The sequence below is a fragment of the Microbacterium sp. W4I4 genome (assembly GCF_030816235.1).
Classification (GTDB): Bacteria; Actinomycetota; Actinomycetes; order Actinomycetales; family Microbacteriaceae; genus Microbacterium.
The window spans coordinates 3166074-3185266 of sequence record NZ_JAUSXT010000001.1 but is presented as its reverse complement, the minus strand read 5'-3'; the positions used below and the strand labels follow the sequence as shown (position 1 = coordinate 3185266).

Below are 19193 nucleotides of genomic sequence, written 5' to 3'. Positions count from 1 at the left end.
GAGATCGACCTCGGCGTGGCGCGGCCACGCCCCGACGATGACGTCGCAGTCCAGGTCGATCGTGCCGACGTCGGGGAGTGCATTCATGTCCGGACCGCCGTTCCGTCTGCAACCGCGAGAGCCCCGTCGTGGACGGCGCGCACGGCCTGCACGATGTGCTCGACGTGCTCGTCGATGTAGTTCTCGTTCCACACGATGACGAGCAGGGTACGTGCCACCATGTCCTCCGCGAGAGGCGCGTCTCCCTCCCGGTAGGCGATCTCCCGAGACGCCGGCGGCACGGAGAACGGAGGGCCCTCCGCGCCGAACGGCGCTCGATCGCGCACGGCGGGGGTGAGATGGAGCGGCATGTCGAGGTAGCCCCCGATCGCCGGAACACCTCTCTCGGCCAGTGCGGCGGCGAAGTCGCGACACCCGATGTTGAGCACCCCGGGCACGAGCACGAGCGGGAGCATCCAGAATCCGTGACGATCGGGCTGGGTCGGGAGATGCAGGCCGGGTAGATCGGCCAGGGCGGAAATCGCCTTCGTCGCGGAGCGTCGTCGGTCGGCGACCACGCCGGCGAGCTTGGGAAGCTGCGCTCGCGTCACCGCCGCCTGCAGCTCGGTCATGCGGTAGTTGAGGCCCGGGAAGAGGTGGGTGCGTTCCCCCGTGTCGCGGGGCCAGCCCTTGTCAGCGAAGAGCGTCATGCGGCGGGCGAGGGCGGCGTCGTCGGTGATGGTCAATCCCCCGTCGCCCGCCGTGATGTGTTTGCTCTGCTGCAGGCTGAAGCAGCCGATGTCGCCAATGGTCCCCGCATACGCGTCACCGCCGTCGGGGACGGTGAGGTAGGCCTGTGCGCAGTCCTCGATCACGACGATTCCGGAGGGTCGCACAGCGTCGATGATCTCCCGAACCGGTGCCGCCCCTCCGAAGAGGTGCACGGCGATGACCGCCCGGGTGCGCGGCGTTATCGCTGCCACGACGGTCTCCGCGGTGAGGCATCCGCTGACCGGATCGACATCGGCGAACACCGGGATGCCGTTCTGGGCGAGGATCCCGGCGACGGTCCCGAAATCGGTGATCGGCGGCACGATGACCTCGTCGCCTGCTTCGAGACCGACGGCGAACACCGCAAGATGCAGTGCGGCCGTGCCCGAGCTGCTGGCGACGGCGTGCGCACTTCCGATCATCCGCGCGAATTCCTCTTCAAGACCTGCCGCCTCCGTGCCGACGGTGCGGCAGAGCGCTCCCGATCCGAGCACGCGGGTGACCGCCTCGAGCTCCTCCGGGCCGATGCGCCTGCCGCTGAGGTCGCTGGTCGAGGGGAACCGCGGTGCGGGTTGTGGTGTGTTCTTGCCAGGCATGTGGCCTTCATCCTCCGTTGGATCTGTCGATCGGAACACGCAGCGCGACGATCGTCACGCCCGCTCTTCGTCACCGGATCTGCGAAACGAGTTTGCAGTGATGGCTAGCGTCCGAAGCGCTTCGGGGATATGCTAGCCGATCAGAGGGCTGACGAACAGTCCTCGTGGCGATGCCAACGGATCTGTCGATGCGGACATATCCACCCCCACTCGGTCGGACCTTGATTCGGCGCGTCGAGAGGCTCGCCAGGTCCCTTGAAGAGGAAGCACAGAGCACATGCATGAATCGAAAGAACACCGCAGTCACGGGCGCCGCAGGCGGCGGGCGCTCATCGGCGTCGCTGCCGTCGCGGCGACCGCGACGATGCTCACCGCCTGCATGCCGGGTGGCGGCACCAGCAGCGAAGGCCCGGGAGAAGCTCCGGAGAAGCTGAGCGGAGACATCTCCTTCTGGACGATCAACCTCAAGAGCGGCTTCGCAGACTACATCGAAGGTCTGATCGACGGCTTCGAGAAGAAGAATCCCGACGTCACCGTCGAGTGGGTCGATGTTCCGGGTGACCAGATCGACTCCAAGTTCCTCGCCGCATTGAGCGGCAGCTCGACCCCGGATGTCGTGAACATGTTCAGTGACAGTGTGTCGGGAGTCGCCAGCCGCCTGTTAGATCTGACGACAGTCCTGAGCGACGAGGCTCTGGCCGACATCCAGCCCGGACTGCGGGATCCCTTCGTGATCGACGGCAAGCAGGCGGCCGTTCCGTGGTACCACAGCGGTGCGCCGGTGACGATGTACCGCAAGTCGATCATGGCCGAGGTGCCGTCTTTCGACCTCGCCGATCCCCCGTCCACCTACAACGACCTGCTCACCCTTGCCAACGAGACGCACGACAAGACCGGCAAGTTCGGCCTCAACCTCATCCCCAGCAACGACGTCTTCCAGTACTACGGCATCCCGATGCTCAACGACGACAAGAGCGCGGCAGCCTTCAACACCTCCGAAGCGGTCGAAATGCTCGAGAAGTGGAAGGAGGCCTACCAGACGAACGGCATTGCACCCGGCGCCACCTCGACCCAGGGGATCCCGCCGCAGTGGATCGACTCCGGCGAGACGGCCATGACGGTCAACTTCGCCTCGATGCTCAGCGGCATCGAGACCAACTCCCCCGACGCGTACAAGGACCTCGCCGTCAGCATGGCACCGCGCACAACGGACGGGAAGTACCTGCTCACCGAGATGCAGACGTTCGTGATCCCCGCAGAGTCAAAGAACCCGCACGCCGCGGGAGCTTTCCTGGAATACATCACGAGCGCGAAGAACCAGCTCGACTTCAGTAAGCTCGTGCCGATCTACCCGTCCTCCGTCGAGGCGGCCAAGGATCCCTTCTTCACGTCTGTCAGCGGGACGGCCCTGACGGATGAGGCACGAAAGCTCACCGCCGCCGCACTGCCGGATCTGACCTACACCGGTTCGTTTGGCACGAAGTTCGACTCTGAACTCGGAAAGGTCTTCCGTCAGGGGATCCGTGATTACCTGAGCGGGTCGCAGGGGGCTGCCGATGCCCTCACCGCACTCGAGAAGCAGTGGAACGAGATCCTGGCCGGTTGAGCCAGACCCCGGCTGGTCGGCGGCGCCCCGAGGTGTCGCCGACCAGCCCCGACCGCGCATCGGCGCAGCGAACGAGAGCATGACGACGTGACCGCACCCCCACTCCCCCCGACCACCCTGCGAGCGAAAGTCCGAACTAAGGAGGCCGGCTCTCTCCACCGTTCGGGAGTCATCGGACGAGCCTGGTACGTGCCGTACCTGTTCCTTCTGCCCTGCCTGATCCTGTTCGGGGTCTTCTTCGTCTGGCCGGCGATCCAGGCAGGCCAACTATCGCTCTACAAGTACAACGTCGTCGATCCGCCCGAGTTCATCGGCTTCGACAACTTCGGCCGAGCGCTCACCAATCCCGCCTTCTGGCAGGTTCTGGGTAACTCGTTCATCTACATGATCGGGCTGCTGCCGTTCGCCATCGTCTTCCCATTACTGCTCGCGATCCTCGTGAACCGGCAGCTTCGCGGAATCAAATTCTTCCGCGCCGTGTACTTCCTCCCTGTGATCACCTCGATGGTCGCGGTCTCGGTGGCATGGAACTTCCTCTTCGCCGACCAGGGACTGCTCAACGCGTTCCTGCAATGGATCGGAGTGCCGGACGCTCCGATCCATTTCCTGCTCGACAGCCGCTGGGCGCCGTTCTCCATCATCCTCGTCGAGGGATGGAAGGGCATGGGCACCTACATGATGATCTTCCTCGCAGGTCTGCAGGCGATCCCCGACTCCCTCTACGAGGCGGCGCGCGTGGACGGGGCCAATGCCTGGCAACGGCTCCGGCACATCACCGTCCCGATGATCCGCCCTTTCCTCGCCGTGGCCCTCACGATGGAGATGCTCGCGGCGATGCAAGTCTTCACCTCGGTGTACATGCTCACCCGGGGCGGCCCGGACGGCAGTACGCGCTCCCTCGGCTACTACGTGTGGTCCGAGGCGTTCGAGGGCTTCCGCATGGGATACGCCAGCGCTGTGGGAATCCTCCTGTGCAGCATCCTCATCCTCTTGTCGGTCGTCAACTACCGAATCGGCAGAATGCAGGAGAACCAAGGTGACTGACCTCATGACAGACGCGCAGGCCCGCACCTCGACCTCCCGGCACGACGCAGCGGGACGCTCGCCCCGACCGCGCCTGCGGCGACTGCTGCGCAACGCCGGCTGGTACCTCCTTCTGGCGTCGATCGGCGTGGTGTTCCTCCTGCCGTTCCTCTTCCTTCTCTCGGCATCCCTGAAGCCCGGAAATCAGGATGTGTTCTCCACACCTCCTGATCTGATCCCGCGCCCCCCGGTGCTCGACTCCTACATCAAAGCGTGGACGACCATCCCGCTGCTGCAGTACCTGATCAACTCGCTGATCTATGTGGGAATCGGCGTCCCCCTCTATGTAGTGGTGACCGCGGTGACCGCGTATCCGCTCGCCATCATGCGGTTCCGCGGCAGGAACACCGTGTTCTTCGCGCTGCTCGCCGCCATGTTCCTGCCCAGTGAGCTGCTGCTGATCCCGCGCTACCTGATCATGGGGGAACTGCACCTGCTCAACACCTACCCGGGCGTCATCCTCCCCGGGCTCGTCAGCACCTTTGCGATCTTCCTGCTGCGGCAGGCGTTCGCCTCGGTCCCGCGCGAACTCGCCGACGCCGCGCGCATCGACGGCTGCGGCGAATGGCGTATCTTCTGGAACGTCATGCTGCCCACCGTCCGACCCACGCTCGCTATCGCGGCGATCTTCGGGTTCATCGCCATCTGGAACGACTTCCTCTGGCCTCTCGTCGTCCTCAACAGCGACTCGCTCTACCCGCTGTCATTGGGAGTGGCGTACCTCGCCGGCATCGCCGGTCTCGATCTGCGGCTGGTCAGCGCCGGAACGGTGATCTCGATCATTCCGATCGTCATCTTCTTCATCTTCCTGCAGCGTCACGTCATGGAGGCGGCGAAGGGCGCGGTGAAGGGATGACCGAAGTGCGCGAGGAAGACCTAGGCATCCTGGTGGATGCCGCAGAAGCACGCGCAGCGGCAATCCTGCATCCGCCCGGCGGCGACGGGTCGGCCGTCGTGGCCGTGTGCGCGAAGGGATGGGTCCTCCTCACCGATCCCGAGACAGGTAGGAGCCGGCAGCTCCCGCTTCCCGACGACTCGTTCCCGTTCGCCGGTCTCGGGACCTCCGACGGCCGCTTCGTCACCGGCGGTTCGATCTACGGAATCGACCCGGAGGCGACGAGCGCTGTCGGGAGCTGGATCAGCGAGCTGGATCCGGCGAGCGGACAGGTTCGGACCCGCATCATCGACCAGGGCGACGAGCTCATCGGCCTCGCCTTCGCCGAGGACGCGGACGGGGGCATTTGGTTCACCACCTCCCCCGGCTCGTCGCTCCTGCGGTGGGACAGGTGGACGGATGCCCTCAGCGAACCCGTGTCGCTGAGCGACAGCGAGCAGTACCCCGCCCACCTAGCCATCGACCGGTACGGCTGGGTCTATGCGGGGCTGGGCACGACGACGCGCTCGATCATCGCCGTCCCTCCCGACGGAGGGGCCGGGATCGTCCTGCTCTCGACCCCCGAGGCCGGAACCGGATACGTCCGCCGCGGCGTCGACGGGGAAGTGTACGGGCACATCGACGCGGCCGAGCTCCACCCCGTCGACGACGCTCCGGCGCACTGGTGGCGCTTCGAGCAGGGCGTTGCCCACCGCGTTCCAGCGCCCGCGGCACCGACGTTCCGAGGCCGCGGCTTCTCCCGTATCCACGGCGAGGACCCCCCGAACTGGTCACTGATCGAACTCGACACGGGAGACCGACGACTCATCACCGCCCATCCGGGGCTGCGGAACACGCGCCTCGACTACCGTTCGGAGGGCGCGGAGCTCTCCCCCTTCCGCCTCGGCCCCACGGGACGACTGCACGGCTCGACCAATCATCCGCTCCAGCTCTTCGATGCGGATCCCGTCACCGCGACGGTGAGCGTACACGGGCTGGCGCCAGTCGCCGAGGCCGGCGGCAACGTCTGCGCCTGGGCCGCCTGGGGGGATCTCCTGGCCGGGGTCGCCTACACTGGCGGCCATCTCTACCTCCTCGATCCGGTGCGCGCTATCGAGGCGGGCATCAACCCTGTTCACCTCGGCGCGTTCCCCGAGGTGGGGCGTCCGCGCTGCGCCGTGGTCGACGGGGACACGCTCATCTGGGGCGGCTATCCCGACTACGGAGGCGAGGGTGCCGGCCTCATCCTGACCGATCTCCGCGCTCGCACCTCAACGGTGCTGTCCGACGAGCAAGTCATCGGTGGACAGTCAACGACGGCACTCGCGGTGCTGGAGCCGGGCCTCGTCCTCGGCGGGACCAGCATCGAGAACCCGGGCGGCGGCATACCCTCCGGAAGTGCCGCGTACGTCTACCTCCTCTCCTCGAGCGAGCACGCGGTGACCGATCGATTCGTCCCGGATGACAACGTCACCACATGGTCGGGTGCCGCTCCCAGCCCGGATGGCACAGTGCATCTGGTGAGCTCCGACGGCGTGCACGTCCTCGTGGATCCGTGCGGCGGCCGCCGCGTGGAACGGCTGGCGCGAGTGGACGGCGGGCCGATGGCCTACGGCGGATGCTTCATACACGAAGGCGCCCTCTGGACGATCCAGGAGAGGGCGATCACCCGCGTCGACCTGCAGACACACGAGGTCGTGGTCAGGCACCGTTCTTCGTCTCCCCTGACCACAGGCGGCGCTGTCGTGGGTCGCGATCTCCTCGCGGGATCAGGTCCGAGACTCGTGCGGATCCGCGGCGTCGCCTGAGCGATCGTCCGTGAGTCGCCGATCCAGGAAGCCGTACGCCGCTTCCCGGACATGCGCGGGGAAGTCGTGTCCTCCGTGTCCGACCCACGACACCATGGCATCCGGCTGCTCGAGCTGGGTGTACAGGTCGGACACCGTCTGGAGCGCCGCGATCGACTCCCGCCAGTTCGGGAAGTACTCGTCGCCGGTCGCGAGCCAAGTGAAGAGTGGAGTCGGGGCGACGAGGGCGAGGATCTCGGTCCACTCGAAGGGGACGTTACCTTCCCGGAGCATCGGAGACAGTAGAGGGAAGTGACTGAACCAATCCCGCTCACCCCACCGGTTCTCGTCGGGGTCTCCGGCGAAGGCGAGGAATCCACAGCTGGAGACGACCGCCGCCACGCGCGCATCCAGACCGGCGAGGAACCACGCGTTGTATCCGCCGAGGGAGTGACCGATCACCCCAATCCGCGTGGGATCGACCTCGTCGAGGGCCGCCAGTACACTCAGCGCATGCCGGTGATCGGACAGCATCTTCGCGACCGGGCTCGTCCCCGGATGACTTCTCACGAACTCCGCGGTAGCGAAAGGCTGCGCACCCGCGGAGACACGCTCCCCGGCGGTGATCGCGTCGGGCGCCAACACCACGTAGCCACGTTCCACGAGCTCCAGGGCGTAGCGACGATCGTCCCGCCCTTCGGCGGTGGCGATGTCCGCCTTCCCCTCCTCTGCCGTCGGGTGCAGCGCGAGCACAGCGGGCCTGCGACCGGGCGCGATCGGGGTGAGGACCAGCGCGGGTACTTGATCCTGATCGCCAGTCGTGAAGACGATCCTTCGCCGGACGTGCGTGGGGAACGACTCCGCCTCGCCGAGCTCCACCCGAGGTTCGGACAGGAGCGGCGGCAGTTCGCCAAGAGCGTCGAGCCACCGCTCGAGGATCTCGGCGCGTCGCGACTGCCACCCACCAGCAGTCAATGACGGCAGGCCGTCCGCTTCGATCTCGGCTCGACGGTACACGCGGGCCCTCCTCTCACGACTTCAGCAACTCGGCGTGGATGCAGGCACAGCGCTCAGCAGCTTCTGCGTCCACCCTCGCACACTCGTCGGGCCGAGTTGGTAGATGTCTGTTCCGGAGCCGTCGGAGGGGTTCGCGTCACGATAGCCCCACAGTTCGCCGTTCTTCTGCGCGTAGATCAGACCGTTCACCGCAGAGAGCGACTCGAAGTTCCAGGTGCTCGCCCGCAGCGACGATCGCGTCCAGCCTCCCGTGCTGGAGATCTTGTAGCCAACGAGCTCGCCCACGTTGGTGGTCGCGATGATCTGGTTCGGCGCTTCGGCGGCGAGCGTCTTGAGCACGAACCCCGTGCCGATGAGCGTCCCCGTGCCGATTGTCGACGCCGGCTTCGCGAGTGTGACGGGATAGCGCGTGAACGCGCCGGCGGTCGTCGTCGCGTAGAGCCGGGTCCCGTCCGACGTCAGCTTGTCAACGTCGCCCCATCCGGACGCCGCGAGCTGCGTGACCCCGGCCAAGGTGACCGCCCCATACAGGCCCTGCACGTTCAGCTGGTAGAGCGCGCCGTTCGTCGACGTCGCGAACAGGGTGTTGATGTTGTGCGCGGCGATCGCTTTCACGGTGAACGGCAGAGGAGTCGCGGTCTGCACCAGACCCGTGCTGATCCGGTTGGTGACCGGATCCACGATCGTATAGGTGAGCTGATCGCCGCCGGACTGGGCGGACACCCCGTAGAGCTGCGAGAGTCCCGAGCAGCTCGCCGTGGCTGAAGGGTTGGGGTGCCAGCGTCCCACGTTGGACATCCAGCCGGGCAGCGAGCTGTCCGCGTCGAAGTACAGATCGCCGTCGTAGCCGATGCTCAGTCGTTTGGCCGCGCGCCCGATCGAAAGCTTGGTCACCGCGAATGCGCCATCGATCTCATAGTAGGCACCACCACAGCCGACGTATAGCAGTCCGCTGTAGGGATGCCGTGCGACTGTTCCGTCGGCGGTGCAGCTTCCCGCACCGGAAAGCGGGACCGTGCGCGTCACGGTCCATGTGCTCGTGTTCACGACATACAGGGACGGCCCTTCCAACACGTAAGCCGTCGTCCCTTCCACGAGGAGGGCGCTGATGCTCGGCGCCGACGAGCTCGGCGTGAGCGCGGGACGCACCGCCGTCCGCGTGGTGGGGTTCCACTCGACGAGCTTGGCAGGGCCGGGGCCTGCAGGAGCGCCGTCGCCTGCCTCGGTGCTCGAGCCGACAAGTAGGTTGCCGTTGGGAAGCGCGGCGAGGGCCGCGATGGTGTGCTGGGAGACGACGTTCCGCGTGATCGTTGGGGTCACCGGAGAGGGCGCGGTCACATCGACCGATGCGATCGCTCCACCCTGCTGCCCGTAGAACGGGGCGGTCCCCGCATAGAGGATGTTGCCGATCTTCACCAGCGCCCGAGGACGGTTGCCGCCGTCGATCGGCTGGCTGTGCAACTCGGCGAGCTCGCGCGGGGGAACCGACGGAGTCGCGGTGTCGTAGACCATGAGCGAGGCGCCAGGGTAGACGCCCGCATAGATCTTGGTGCCCTCCATCATCCAGCTCTCCACCTGGCCGAACCGCGGGAAGGCGGAGTACGTTCCGCTGGGCGTGTCGAGCTGGCTGTTGTTGCCATTGAGGAACGCGTTTGCGATCACCTCTGGCGCCTTTGGATTCGCCAGCACGTTGTGGAGCTCCTGCGGCTGCGTCGGCACCGCCAGGGTGCCGGTTGCAGTGGCTGCTGTCGCCGGGACGTACGTCGAGTAGTCGGGTCCGTAGTTGTTGGTGATCATGTGCAACGTCAGCGCACCGCCGATCGTGTGCCAGCCGTATCCGAGTGCGGTGGGGAGCACAGTGGGAGTGGCGACGACGGTGTCGGTGCGGAAGTCATATGTTCCGATGCGGCGTTCGATCTCGCCGGCGACGGCCACCTCCGTGGTGAAGTAGCTGAGGTAGTTCCGCGGACGCGAGAAGCCCCGGGATACCGCGCGGAACGATGAGACGGTGTTACCTGCGGCGTCTTTCGGCTGGATCCGCGCATTCGTGTCGGTGTTGATGAGCACGAGCTGCCCGTCCGCATCTGACAAGGCACGGTTCTCCATCACCGTGATGTCCACGGGCATCGCGGTCGTGGAGGTGATGAGCGTCTGTGCCTTCGTGGTGATGTCGACAGAGTAGATGCGGTTACTCACGGAACCGACCCCCGCGTAGACCCTGTTGTGCAGGGTGTCGAATCCGGTGGAGCGGACGTACTGGTTTCCGCTGCCGGGCGCGATCTGCCCAAGATCGGTGAATCCCGCGGACGGCGAGTACGTCAGCACGTGCGCGCTCGGGAACGTCCCCAGGGAGATCCGTCCATCCGTGGAGGCAGAGAGCCCGAAGACATACGAGGTGTTCGTGACGGGCTGCCCGAGGTTGGTGATCGTGCTCGTCGCGGGGTTGTACCGATAGAGACGTCCGTTGGGATAGGTACCGAAGTAGATCGATCCATCCGATGCCTGCACGGAGTTCTGTGATCCGTGCGCGCCGCTCAACTCGGCACTGAAGACGGTCGTGTTCGGACTGTCGTGCACCGTGGAGACCGAGAACTCCGCTGAGGGACCGAAGTTCACGCTCCAAGACAGAAGGCGGCCGGAGCTGTCGGTAAAGAATCCGCCGTCGAAGCGGGTGATCCCCTGCACAGCGCCGCCCATGTCAGCGAAGGACCCGCCCGCGCTCGCAGCCCGAGCTGGCGGCGGCGGTGACGTGACCAGCAGTGCGCTGACCAGGGCGACTACCAAGCCGGATGCAAACCAAAGACGTCGGCGCACGAGGACCTCCTGATGAGAGTGATGTCTGGATGGCCGCGAGCCTATTGCCGAAGCGCTTCGGAAGTCAAGGATTGCCATAAACTAGGCCGAGGCGAGACCCCGAGTGGGCGAGCGCCCGGAGGGAGCCGGTCAATGGCGAGCGATAAAGTAGGTGATCGTGCTGGCCGTCGCGTCCGGTTGCAGGACGTGGCCGACGCTGCGGGAGTCAGCCTGGCTCAGGCGTCGGGTGCGCTCTCGGGCTACCGCGACGTTAACGAGGCCACGCGCCAGCGTGTGCGCGACGTCGCGGACAGGCTCGGCTATGCACCGAGCGCGCACGCACGGCTCCTTGGAAGCCGCGGCAGGGCTTCCACCCGCTGCGCCATTGTGATGAGCGGCGCATCCGACCCCGCATCCGCTGTCCAGAGCTACCGTATCGGGACGTTCTTGAGCGGAATGCTCGATGGCGCTCTGCTCCGAGCAGCGGAGCTCGGCCTCGATATCCGTCTCATCCGCGTCACGGATGAGGAAATTGCCACCGGCTCAGCATTCCGCACCCTCCTCGCGCGCGACGGCGCGGATGCCGTCGTCGTACAGACATTCACCGACCTGCTCCCCGAGCACATCGAGCCTCTCAGGAAGGCTGGACTCCCGTTCGTACTACTGAATCGCCACTTCGACGGCGATCCCGATGTCGATGCCGTGGTCGCCGACGTCCGTGCGGGAATCACCGACGCCGTCTCTCGGTTGGTCTCGCGCGGCCATCACGAGCTCCGTCTCGTCGTCGGCGAACAGGAAACGTCTGTCGTGCGTGATTACTGCCGCGGGTGGGAGGAAGCGACCAAGAAACACGGCGTGTCCGCTACCAGCGGCATCCTGCGATACGACCACAGCGACGTGTCCCCGCGGATTGCTCGTGCACGGGAACTACTCCCCTCGGAGGGCAGTCGGCCGACTGCAATCGTTGCGGTCGATGACCTCGCGGCCTACGATCTTTTGCGTCGCGCGGAGGAACTGGGCCTGTCTATCCCGGGCGATCTCGAAATCATCACATTTCAGTCAACCATCGCACCGTTCACGTCACCTCCGATGTCGGCTTACGATCTCCATCTCGAGGAGATGGGCGCCGCGGCGATCGACAAGGTGGCGGCAGCCCTCGGCCTTGGGCATTCCTTAAAGGGTGGACACCTCCGGTATTTCGCTCCGGCCTTCCTCCCGCGGCGCTCCACCGGAGATGCGATCAGTTGATCTGCGAGCGGATTCCAATCTCGGAGGCGAGCATCTAGCTGGGCCGCGGATGCGTTTGGCAACCACGTGCCGCATGGTGCCGGACCGATCAGAGCTCGCCTCGTACACTATGGTCGGGCTATTGAGTTCACCGCTCTGAAAACCGAACGTAGCGACGAGTCTCTGCCGTCGGCGACCACTCTCGCATCCGTCAGGACGCTGCCCGACCTTCTCTCTCACGCGTGCAGCACAACTCAAGGTTCGATCGGATGTACGCGGCCCGCAAACGCAGCAAGCGGGTCCGCATTTCGCGCGTCGCCATCGGGGAGATTCATCGAACGGAATACGAGCGGAGGCTCCCCAACAGCGAGCAACGCCCGCACGATGCCTTCCGTGAGCATCTGAACAACAATGACTCCCGCCAGGTTCGATACCGCTCCCACAGCCGTCCCATCGCAAAGCTCCAGCGCTGCATCACCCGCGGGAGCGCCATTGTCGATCACCACATCAGCGAGGTCGCGCAGCCGTAGCCCTGAGGGGTGCCGGGAGGGAACGGACGTGCTGTGCGCGACCGACGTCAGCGCCACAGTCGGGAATCCCGCTTTGCGAACGAGTCGGGCAAACTCCACTACGACGCCGTTGATCCCGGAGTTCGAGGCGATAAGGAAGACGTCGTCCGCCTCGGGGGCGACGAGCTCAAGGAGCGGGGCCGCCCACTCCGGATCGCGCTCGATCAACGGATTTGCGAGTTTGGCGGGCTCATGTCCGCCGCGAAAGACGAGATCACTGAGACGGACAAGATTCACAGGGGCTAGTCCGCCCGCCCGCCCAGCCATCTCGTGCATCGGAATACGTGCGTGGCCAGTGCCGAACACGTGCAGTACGCCTCCCCTTCGCAGCCGGGGAGTGATGAGCGCGACCGCCTCATCTATCGCAGGACCTTGTCCCACTGACAACGCGTCAATAACGGAATGAGCAATGGTGGGGTAGTCGTACTTCATCGGATCTCCTCTAACATCTCCCACGCCTCGCGAACGAGACGATCCGCCGCCTCAGCGGGGAACAGGCTGGACAGCGCTTCGTAGGTGCCCTGGACGAAAGCGGGCTCGTCAGGGAGGTATCCGAGGTACCCGTCCGCGTAGCCGATGACTCGAGTCGTCGGGAAAGGGCTGCCCGCACGAATCCGCTCTCCGATGCTCGAGAAGAGCTCAACAGGAACGTGAATCCATGCCGCGTCACCGATCGCCGTTACAGACATTTCGCACGCGATCACTCGAGCGGGGTCCGCGTCCACGAGCGCGCGCTGCACGAGCGCACCCTCAACGCGCGACTGCGCAAGCCGCACCTGGGGTTTGATCGGCGAGAGTCCGGCCGTTCCTTCACGTGCTGAGACGGCCTCGCTGACCTCCCGTTCGGCTGCCTCTCTGGACGGCAGAACCCGACGTTCGAAATCGACCACTCGGGCGATATGACGAACCCGTGAACTCAGCGGCCGCGCATCGTGGGCGATGGCGGCGATCCCCGCGGCAGCCGCGATGGCACCGAGGCGCGCGACTTCGACCGCGTCGTTTCCTCGGCGTGTGAACCGGGTACTGACATCACCCGTTGCACCTTGGAGAAAGAGGAAGATCGGTTCTGGATCGATATGCCCAGCTGCGGAGTTCATCTCTGCCGCGGCCGCGCGCATTACCCGTCGTGCTACGCCGGGCCAATCCGCGGACCAGCGAAGGTTGTCCGGTCCATACACCGTGGGATGCGTCGCGGCATCGAAGAGAACCGCCCGCAGAGCACCATTCTGCACGGAACGGAGTGCCAGCACACCGACCCGGTCATCATGGGGGCCTTGAGGATCGAGCCGATTCGCGCCCAGCCCCACCGCCTGACGCTCCGCCCACCCCGCCACCACGGGCACCTGAGACTGCATCGAAATGCTCGCCGCGAGTGCTCGAACGTGATCTACAAGTTCTGAGACGACGAATTGATCGGATTCACCGGAATGCCCTGGGTGAATACTGCCCACCCAGTCGAGCGGCGCAGAATGGGTGTGCGAAGCGGCGACGACCACGGGGAGCGACTGCTCATTCAATCCGGTACGCACAGCGTCACGCAGCCGCATCGCAAGCGGACTCGGAACGGCAATCACGTCGATCGTGAGCCAGGCAACACGGGAGCGTGGGTCTCCGACGATGAGGAGGGCCGCCTCGAGCGCGTCCTGCCTGCCCGTGCTGGATCTGCCGCGCCGGGCCTCGAAGCCCGCAAGCGGGCCCGAGATGCTCGGTGTGACGTCTCTCACCCCAGCGCGCATCCACAAACCGCCGTACTCCCGATCTGCTTGAACCGTTGTTCCGCTCTCGATCACGATTGTCCTCCTCCTGGCCGACGGCCCTCGCCAATCACCGGATGCGCGAATACTGCCGCGCCGCTGAAGTCAGCCATCAGCTCGTGAATGCATCAGGTCGATTCCGACCTCATAGCGATCGGCACGGTAGACCGAACGGCCGACCTCGAAAACCACACCGTCGGCGTCGGTGCTGATCATCTGCACAACCAGGCACGGGTCGCGTACGGTCACTCCAAGGAGCGCCGCGTCCGACTCGCTCGGCAGCGTTGCGGCGACACGACCCGTCGATCCGCCACGCATGAGCCCCCAGCGCTCCGCGAGCACTCTGTATAAGGAGGTGTTTTCCAGGTTGACTTCCTCTAACCCCGGAAAGCGGGAGAGGGGGATGCTCACGCGTTCGACGCCGACGCGGCGACCATCCAGCGCGCGGAGTCGGGTGAGTGTAAAGACTGGGTCCCCTTCTCGAATCCTCAGCAGCCCCGCCGTACGCGCATCCGCCGCGGTCGCAGCACTCTGCACCAGGGTCGCGCTCGGTTCCCCCTGTGCTGCCCGCGCCGAGAAGGTGTACGAAGTTCCCCACTCGGGCGCGAATCGAGGAGCGCTGGAGACGAACGTCCCGCGCCCCTGCTCCACCTCCAGGACCCCGTCGAACGTCAGGCGCTTGATCTCCGTTCGCACCGTCATCCGCGCGACTCCGAAGTGCTCGGCGAGCTGACGATCAGACGGGATGATGGTACCGGGGCCCAACCGGGCCGCAAGGTCTTCCAGCCGTTCCCGGATCTGGTCGCCTCGCGGCCGTTCCTCGGAGAGCTCGCCTCGCAGGTCGAGGGCGGACATATTGACGCGATATCGTCGCACCATCAGGAGCCTCCCTCCAACTTGGAGAGATCGCGGTCGTCCGCGATCGTCATGTTCACCTGATAGGGCCCAGCCAGAATTTCGGTTGCGCTAACCGCCGTCGCGGGAAGGGCAGGCACGATCCGGATCCCTTGCGCCTCAGCATGCGTCGCAAGTCGCAGGCGGATGGCTGGCGCTGTGCCGAAGCGACCGGTCACCAAGAGGTCCTTGACGCCTGTGCGTTCGGCGGCGGTCCGTACAGTTCCCATCAGGGCGGCCGCAGCCGCATCGAGGATCTCCGACGCCTCCGCTGACCCTTCCAGGGCAAGATCACCGACGAGGTTCGCCAGCCCGGCGAGCGTCGCCGGCCACTGCGCGTCCATTAGGATGCTCCGCGCAGTGACCAGGTCGGTCCCGCCCAACAGCCGCGCAACGCCATCGCGGAGTGGACTGTCACGCTGCTCGTCCGCCGCAAGGTACGCCGCACGGAGCGCGGACCGCCCGACGTCTGCCGCGGACCCGCGGTCCCCGGCAAGTGGACCCCACCCGTCGAAACGACGTAACTCACCGCTCGCGGATCGGCCGATGACTATCACGCCTGTCCCCGCGGCCAGGAGAACCCCGGGAGCATTGAAGAGTCTTGCGTGCGCTAGCGTCCCATCGTCAGCGACGGCAATTCTCGCCGTCGGGAGCACAGCACGCACCTGCGCGACGAGCGATCGATGCTCCGTCGGCGAGAGCTCGCTCGTGGATCCGACCAGCAGGTTCTCAGTCGAGCGCGCACTTGCCTGGACGAGCAGCTTCGCAATGATCGACCCAAGAACGCGCCCATGATCGCCCCGCTGCGTCGGAGAGATCCCCTCGCCAAGGAAAGTGCGGACTACGCCACCAGCGACGACGTGCAGGCGCGTCCCCGACTTGCCGACGTCGACGAAGACATCCATCGCGCTCATTCTTCGATTCCCGCCATCTCGACAGGAAGCCCGAGCGCATCGATATCGACGTCGAGGCGCTCGACAGCTGACCCCCAACTCGCTTCGATGCCGTCCATGTTACGGTCGTTCACCGAATCCTCCGGCGCCCACCGCTCGCCGCAGAGGCGTTCGTTGACACCGCGAAGAACACTGTGCAGGACATGCGCCTGCGCGAACTTCATCCTCACCACTGTGTTCGATCGTCGTACTCGTCGCGATCCCCGCCTCCCAGCGGTTCGGCGCCACTGGGCCGCCCACCGCGACGTCGACTGCCCTTTGAACGTCGATCGAGATGGCAGAACTCTCGCCGAAGTTGGCATCGAGTCGCTCGTCGGCGAGATCGAGAGCATCGAAGAGCGCGCGGCCGCCAGCCAGTGATCAGCCGCTGGGTATGCATTAGGCCACTCGGATGAGAGGCGACGGCCTGAGTCGAGCATGGGCTACTCCTCGGTGACTATTGGACTAGTCCACTTAAGCTAGCGGCATTACGAGCAGGCGTCAAGAATCGCCGAAGGGCCAAGCGGGCAGATCTCACGGCTACCAGCGGGCAGTTCTGCTGGTCGCCAGTGGGCGGTCTCATGGGCCGCCTATGGGCAGTTTTCTGGCCACTGACGTTCCGTCGAGCCCTACGCGGAGCAGCCGCGACTCCGCTACCGCATGGGTCATTTTCGGCGGTGTACGCTCGACATGGCAACGCATCGCACCCCGAGCCCCTTTCATCCCTTTGGCGCAGGCCGTTGAGAACCGGAATTCAGGAGACTAGATCTCGCCGATCTCCTGCCCCAGCCTCAGGTAGATCTCGGTTACCGCCTCATCATTGACGCGGTACCTGACCCACTCTCCTCGCTTGCGCTCCCCTCGAGGCGGGTCGGCTAGCAGCAGCCCCGCTGCCTCGAGCTCTCCAAGATACGGCACGAGCGTCGACGCCGGCACCTGAAGCGCGTCAGCGACGACCTTGCGCCCAACATTCGGCGTCTTGCGCAGCTGCCGGATGATGCCGGCCATTACGCGGTTACCCAAGATGGCGAGGGGCCCCTCGGCTCCGTCGCCATCTGCTGGGCGCGCGTATTTCGGCATCCTCCCATTGTGCTCGTGCCCCGCAGTCGCGTCCAGACCGAGCACACGAATTACCCGTTTACTTCACGACTGAACGGGTGTACCGTTCAGTGCATGTTCGAGGTGACGCAGTCGGATCGGCTCCGTTTCGGGGGTGGTTCGGCGAGCTTGTCCCCCAAATGGCCTACAGACGCGGCAAACCGAACTGGAGTAGCGTCCAGTCAGTCACTGCGGCGTATGCCGGCTCAGTGCAGTCCGCGCATCGTCGCCATCCTGAGATTTCGGGAGGGCTGACCATCGTGGCCAGGGAGCGGAAGCAAGGACGCCATCTGCTGTGGGCGTGGATCGGCGGTGCCATCCTGGTCGCCGGGATCATCGCCATCATCATCAGCTCGACCCTGAATGCTCAGGGCCCGACGCCTACGCCCTCCGGCACGACGCAACCATCGACGCCTCCGTCAACACCGAGCAACACTCCGGCCGATGCCGTAGACGCATCTGTGGCCGAGCACGGGTGGGTTCCCGAGCCGATCACCACCGACGCTGATGTCTACATCCGGGCAGCCCTTGAAGCGGCGGCGACGTTCGACACCCAGCATGGTGATCGCGACGCATGGTTGGCGTACCTCGACTCCTGGTTCACCCCCGACACTCGCTACACGTCAGAAACCGACGCGAAGGATGCCATGTCGGGGTCACAGCTCGAGATGCGGCAGGCCGTCGTGCTCCCCGAGGACGATTGGAACTCCCTCGCGGCGGAGAAGGGTCGAGTCCGCGCTACGGTGAGGGGCGATATCGACTACGTGCCGGTTTCTGAGGACCCCACAGGTCTGATGAAGATCGGCACCGCCGACGTCACCCTCACCTATACCCGTGCCGATAACAACGGCACGGAGAACTCGTACGACGAGCAGGCCCGCGTCAGCGTGCAGGTCCTGTGCGGCGGCGAGAGCATCCCCACCCCTGATAGCGACCAGCAGCCCGGCGATTGCAAGATCGTCCGCTACTTCTCGGAGCCGATGGAGCCGTGACGTGGCCGCCCCACTGCTGGCCCTATCGGCCCTCGCGAAAGCGAGGACCGCACGCCGGGTAGCACTGACACTGTTCCTCCCCGTCACACTCGTACTGGTTGTGATTCTCTCGCCACTGCTTGTGGTTCCGCTTGCCCTCGCCGGCGCCCCAGCTCAGTCCGACTCTTCCGCGCTGTCGGGGTCTGCGCCGGTTGCCGAGGGCGACTGGGGATACCCGCTGGCCGGCAGCTATCGGAAAGGTCGTGGGTTCGGGCACAACCCGGTCAAGGGCTGCAGCTATTGCTCGACCGAGCACAAGGGCTATGACATGGCCCAGGGCTGCGGAAGCACCGTCTATGCCGCCGGCGGTGGGGTCGTCACTGTTGCGGGTTCGTACTTCGGGTGGGGCAACACCGTCCTGATCGACCACGGCGACGGACTCGAGACCCTCTACGGCCACATGCAATGGGGCTCGCTTCAGGTCGCTGTCGGCCAGCACGTCACCGTCGGGGCGCGCATCGGCACCGAGGGCAGCACCGGCCACTCGACCGGCTGTCACCTCCACTACGAAGTCCGCAAGAGCGGTGTCGCCATCGACCCGCAACCATTCATGGCCGCGCTCGGCCTACCGCTGAAGTGATCCAAAGGAGAATCATCGTGAAACTGCCAGCCGACGTCGACATCCCAGACATCAACCCGGACTTCTCCGCCCCGTTCTTCCAGGGCCTTCAAGTCATCGCGTCCTACATCCTCGCCGGGGCGATGCTCGTCGTGTTGATCATGCTCATCCTCGCCGGCGCCGCACTCGCCTTCCGCGGACTCGCCTCAGACCGCGTGCGCACCTGGGCGGGAGAGAACATCCTCTGGATCTTCATCGCCGCCGCGATCCTGGGCGCGGCGAACGGGCTGTTCGCCTGGTTCGTGAACTTCGACTTCGGCTTCTGATGCGCACCCTCCGCACCGCACTGGTAGGGATCCTCCTCGGATTCCTCACTGTGGTGTGCGTAATCAGCCCCGCGGTTGCTGCCGCGCTGCCGTCATCGACCGGCACCGTTCAACCGCGCACGCAGTTGGACTCCGTGACTGGCGAGTCCTGGTCGGCACCGACATACCCGGTGGCCTGCAACGAGGCTTCCCGTCAGGTCTCGTGCACCCCCACGAATCCCAAGGATGTCAAGCCGCAGGCCTGCTTCATCGGCGTCTTCATGAACGGCTCGGATACGACGGTGTGCACGACGTACG

17 protein-coding genes are annotated in these 19193 nt (G+C 65.5%); 8 read left to right on the top strand and 9 right to left on the bottom strand.

All coding sequences use genetic code 11. The features are described from left to right. Positions 1 to 83: 83 nt before the first annotated feature. Entirely contained in the window at positions 84 to 1346 is a 1263-nt protein-coding gene (locus QF046_RS15030) for a DegT/DnrJ/EryC1/StrS aminotransferase family protein (RefSeq protein ID WP_307371328.1), read from the bottom strand. Positions 1347 to 1623: 277 nt separating this feature from the next. Here QF046_RS15030 and QF046_RS15025 point away from each other — a divergent pair, with 277 nt between their 5' ends. The 4 genes from QF046_RS15025 to QF046_RS15010 all read left to right on the top strand — a co-directional run bounded on the left by QF046_RS15025 (position 1624) and on the right by QF046_RS15010 (position 6717). Continuing rightward, positions 1624 to 2952, top strand: a complete 1329-nt coding sequence (locus QF046_RS15025; protein WP_307371325.1) for an ABC transporter substrate-binding protein — start codon at positions 1624 to 1626, stop codon at positions 2950 to 2952. An 87-nt stretch (positions 2953 to 3039) separates the two neighbouring features. Next, the gene (locus QF046_RS15020) at positions 3040 to 3996 is read left to right on the top strand and encodes a carbohydrate ABC transporter permease (RefSeq protein ID WP_307371321.1); all 957 of its coding nucleotides are present in this window, start codon (positions 3040 to 3042) and stop codon (positions 3994 to 3996) included. Continuing rightward, positions 3989 to 4891, top strand: a complete 903-nt coding sequence (locus tag QF046_RS15015) for a carbohydrate ABC transporter permease (protein ID WP_307371318.1) — start codon at positions 3989 to 3991, stop codon at positions 4889 to 4891. Before QF046_RS15020 ends, QF046_RS15015 begins: the two co-directional genes overlap by 8 nt. Next, a complete protein-coding gene (locus QF046_RS15010; RefSeq protein ID WP_307371316.1) occupies positions 4888 to 6717 on the top strand; it encodes a hypothetical protein in 1830 nt (609 codons plus the stop codon). Before QF046_RS15015 ends, QF046_RS15010 begins: the two co-directional genes overlap by 4 nt. Here the strand turns inward: QF046_RS15010 and QF046_RS15005 are convergent. Continuing rightward, entirely contained in the window at positions 6679 to 7713 is a 1035-nt protein-coding gene (locus tag QF046_RS15005; RefSeq protein ID WP_307371314.1) for an alpha/beta fold hydrolase, read from the bottom strand. The two genes, QF046_RS15010 and QF046_RS15005, sit on opposite strands and share 39 nt — an antisense overlap. A 21-nt stretch (positions 7714 to 7734) precedes the next feature. Next, the gene (locus QF046_RS15000; RefSeq protein ID WP_307371312.1) at positions 7735 to 10527 is read right to left on the bottom strand and encodes a hypothetical protein; all 2793 of its coding nucleotides are present in this window, start codon (positions 10525 to 10527) and stop codon (positions 7735 to 7737) included. Positions 10528 to 10659: 132 nt separating this feature from the next. Here QF046_RS15000 and QF046_RS14995 point away from each other — a divergent pair, with 132 nt between their 5' ends. Then, positions 10660 to 11754, top strand: a complete 1095-nt coding sequence (locus QF046_RS14995; RefSeq protein WP_307371310.1) for a LacI family DNA-binding transcriptional regulator — start codon at positions 10660 to 10662, stop codon at positions 11752 to 11754. Positions 11755 to 11987: 233 nt separating this feature from the next. On the opposite strand, the gene QF046_RS14990 is transcribed toward QF046_RS14995, so the two are convergent. The 6 genes from QF046_RS14990 to QF046_RS14965 all read right to left on the bottom strand — a co-directional run bounded on the left by QF046_RS14990 (position 11988) and on the right by QF046_RS14965 (position 16962). Continuing rightward, positions 11988 to 12734, bottom strand: a complete 747-nt coding sequence (locus QF046_RS14990; protein ID WP_307371308.1) for a sugar isomerase domain-containing protein — start codon at positions 12732 to 12734, stop codon at positions 11988 to 11990. Further along, positions 12731 to 14092, bottom strand: a complete 1362-nt coding sequence (locus QF046_RS14985; RefSeq protein ID WP_307371306.1) for a hypothetical protein — start codon at positions 14090 to 14092, stop codon at positions 12731 to 12733. Before QF046_RS14985 ends, QF046_RS14990 begins: the two co-directional genes overlap by 4 nt. A gap of 69 nt (positions 14093 to 14161) precedes the next feature. After that, a complete protein-coding gene (locus QF046_RS14980; protein WP_307371304.1) occupies positions 14162 to 14935 on the bottom strand; it encodes a GntR family transcriptional regulator in 774 nt (257 codons plus the stop codon). Next, the gene (locus QF046_RS14975; protein ID WP_307371302.1) at positions 14935 to 15855 is read right to left on the bottom strand and encodes a BadF/BadG/BcrA/BcrD ATPase family protein; all 921 of its coding nucleotides are present in this window, start codon (positions 15853 to 15855) and stop codon (positions 14935 to 14937) included. Before QF046_RS14975 ends, QF046_RS14980 begins: the two co-directional genes overlap by 1 nt. Before the next feature lie 5 nt (positions 15856 to 15860). Beyond that, the gene (locus tag QF046_RS14970; RefSeq protein ID WP_307371299.1) at positions 15861 to 16067 is read right to left on the bottom strand and encodes a hypothetical protein; all 207 of its coding nucleotides are present in this window, start codon (positions 16065 to 16067) and stop codon (positions 15861 to 15863) included. A 577-nt stretch (positions 16068 to 16644) separates the two neighbouring features. Further along, positions 16645 to 16962, bottom strand: a complete 318-nt coding sequence (locus QF046_RS14965; protein WP_307371297.1) for a hypothetical protein — start codon at positions 16960 to 16962, stop codon at positions 16645 to 16647. Between the two features lie 278 nt (positions 16963 to 17240). Between QF046_RS14965 and QF046_RS14960 the strand changes: the two genes are divergently transcribed. From QF046_RS14960 to QF046_RS14950, 3 genes are read left to right on the top strand one after another with little or no spacing between them, the layout of a single operon-like run. Next, complete coding sequence (locus tag QF046_RS14960) at positions 17241 to 17972, top strand: hypothetical protein (protein WP_307371295.1); 732 nt, start codon at positions 17241 to 17243, stop codon at positions 17970 to 17972. Between the two features lies 1 nt (position 17973). After that, positions 17974 to 18591, top strand: a complete 618-nt coding sequence (locus QF046_RS14955; RefSeq protein ID WP_307371294.1) for a M23 family metallopeptidase — start codon at positions 17974 to 17976, stop codon at positions 18589 to 18591. A gap of 17 nt (positions 18592 to 18608) precedes the next feature. Continuing rightward, positions 18609 to 18896, top strand: a complete 288-nt coding sequence (locus QF046_RS14950) for a hypothetical protein (protein WP_307371292.1) — start codon at positions 18609 to 18611, stop codon at positions 18894 to 18896. Positions 18897 to 19193 lie beyond the last annotated feature (297 nt).